At 74.0% G+C, this 2,145-nt stretch carries 3 protein-coding genes; 2 read left to right on the top strand and 1 reads right to left on the bottom strand.

Annotated features, from left to right (window positions below; genetic code table 11):
• The coding region (locus tag G3I40_RS03000; protein ID WP_164300581.1) for a YeeE/YedE thiosulfate transporter family protein at positions 1-264 on the top strand (264 nt) is incomplete at its 5' end.
• Positions 265-374: 110 nt separating this feature from the next.
• Complete coding sequence (locus tag G3I40_RS03005; protein ID WP_164300582.1) at positions 375-809, top strand: carboxymuconolactone decarboxylase family protein; 435 nt, start codon at positions 375-377, stop codon at positions 807-809.
• On the opposite strand, the gene G3I40_RS03010 is transcribed toward G3I40_RS03005, so the two are convergent.
• Positions 757-1,761: a DUF998 domain-containing protein gene (locus G3I40_RS03010; RefSeq protein WP_164300583.1), complete on the bottom strand. Its 1,005-nt coding sequence runs from the start codon at positions 1,759-1,761 to the stop codon at positions 757-759. The two genes, G3I40_RS03005 and G3I40_RS03010, sit on opposite strands and share 53 nt — an antisense overlap.
• Between the last annotated feature and the right edge of the window lie 384 nt (positions 1,762-2,145).

Raw genomic sequence — 2,145 nt, forward strand, 5'->3', positions numbered from 1 at the left:
GCCGCTGCTGGCGGCGTGTGGCAGCTGCACCGCGGCATCCCGGCCCGGACGGCGCTCGCCGCGGTCCTCGGCGGCATCCTGATGGGCGTCGGCGCACGGCTCGCGGGCGGCTGCAACATCGGCGCCTACCTCGCGGGCATCGCCTCGGGCTCCCTGCACGGCTGGATCTGGGGCGGCGTCGCGATCCTCGGCACCTGGGCGGGCCTGCGGCTGCGCCCCCTGTTCGGCCTGGGCAACCCGAAGCCGACCGACAGCGTCTGCTGAACCGGCTCGCCGCGCCGCCGTCGGGCTCGACACGACACACTGGACACGAGGATCCGACCCCACGAGCGGCTCCCCGCCGGTCCCGGCGGGCTGCCCGGAACGGAGCGATCATGAGCAATGCGCCCGGCGCCGAGACCCGCGAGGAGCGCTTCGCACGGGGCATGGAAGCGCTGTCCCGCGTCGACGGCGAAGGCGGCCGGCGTGTGGTGGACGCCCTCGCCGACGTCAGTCCCGAGCTCGCCCACCACCTCGTCGCCTGGGGGTTCGGCGAGATCTACAGCCGCCCCGCGCTGCCGCCGCGCGACCGGCAGTTGGTCACCCTCGGCATGCTGACCGCCCTCGGCGGGTGCGAGCCCCAGCTGGAGGTGCACGTCAACACCTCCCTGAACGTCGGGCTCACGCCGCAGGAGATAGTCGAGGCGCTGCTGCAGTCGGCCGGCTACTGCGGCTTCCCCCGCGCCCTGAACGCCACGTTCGTCGCCAAGAAGGTGTTCAGCGAGCGGGGTCTGCTCCCCGTGGAGCAGGAGCGGGGCCACGCGACCTGAGCGCCTCCTCGTCCGCGCGCACCCGTCGTCCCGCGACGCACAGCAGCGCGACGGCGCCGACCGCGAGGACGACGTGACCGACCAGGTTGACGGTGCCGTCGGAGCCGACGTCCGGGGTCTGCCCGAAGCCGATCCACGCGTACGTCAGGGTGGCGCCGGCGGCCAGCGCGTACACCTGGGCCGGACCCCAACCGGGCCTGCGCGACCAGGAGATCCCGAGTGCCGTCGCCGCGACGGCGACGGCCAGGGACGCCGCCACACCCCACCAACTCGCCTGCAGCGCCAGCCAGAACCCGGTGGTCGCCAGGAACGCGGCCGCGCCCACGAGCAGCGGACGGGGCGCACCGCGGCCGGCCGTGCCGGGCATCGGGCGCCGGATCCGGAACGCGGCGACCACGAGCAGGGCCGCCACCACGGCCGTGCCGGCCAGGCGCGGCCAGGGTGCCATGAAGTGGGAGTCGTCGTAGCTGCCCCAGCCGACGATCACGGCTCCGAGGCCGAAGAGCACGGCGGTGACGGTCAGCCCGGTGCGGCCCAGCCACGGCCCCCGCGCCCGGCCCGGCACGAGCGCCTCCATGAGCGCGATGGGCACGGTCACGCTCCACACCGCGTGCACGGCAAGCACCGAGAGCAGCCCGTACGCGCCGGTGCCCAGGAACGGCAGGTGCGTCACGGAGACCATGTCGTAGTTGCCCGAGTAGTCCGCGTTGAACAGCATCTGGTCCAGGAGCCCCTCCTCCACCAGTGCGTACGCCGCGCCCAGGAGGAGGATCGCGCACCATCCCCGTCCGGCGCGCCGGACGACCTCGCGGATCAGCAGGGCGCCGCCGCCGTACAGCAGCGCCAGGATCGGCAGCACCCCCAGCATGTCGCTCGAGGTCGCGCCGAGCAGCAGCTCCCCGATCACCGGAGCGAGCAGGAACAGGCCCACGGCGGGCCATGCGTGTCTCATACCGTCCGACGCTACGGACGGCGCTACCCGCGCGGCGTCCACCGACCGGCCAGAAGCGGTCCGTCCAAAGGCGGTACCGCGGCGACGAAAGTCGAGGCCGGGCCCGCACCCGCCGCTCCTCACCTCTGTACGAGCGGGGGTACCGGGAGATAGCGTCGCCCCGACCACCGGGAATGAATCGTTTCAAGCAGGGTTTCACCCCGGAGTCGCCCCTTGTCGTCACCGCTGAAGAGTGAGCCGCCATGACATCGAGCCACCCGCACGCGAACGCCCCTCAGTCCGGCCCCGCCAGACGCACCGTACTCGCCGCCGGCACGGCAGCCGTGGCACTGTCCGCGGCCGGGCTCGCCGGCGCGGACCCCGCGTCCGCGGCGACGAAGGCCG

The organism is Streptomyces sp. SID14478 (assembly GCF_010548525.1).
Classification (GTDB): domain Bacteria; phylum Actinomycetota; class Actinomycetes; order Streptomycetales; family Streptomycetaceae; genus Streptomyces.

Coding starts and splice junctions, on each gene's coding strand:
- G3I40_RS03005 (WP_164300582.1), top strand. CDS start 375: ATGAGCAATGCGCCCGGCGCCGAGACCCGCGAGGAGCGCTTCGCACGG.
- G3I40_RS03010 (WP_164300583.1), bottom strand. CDS start 1,761: ATGAGACACGCATGGCCCGCCGTGGGCCTGTTCCTGCTCGCTCCGGTG.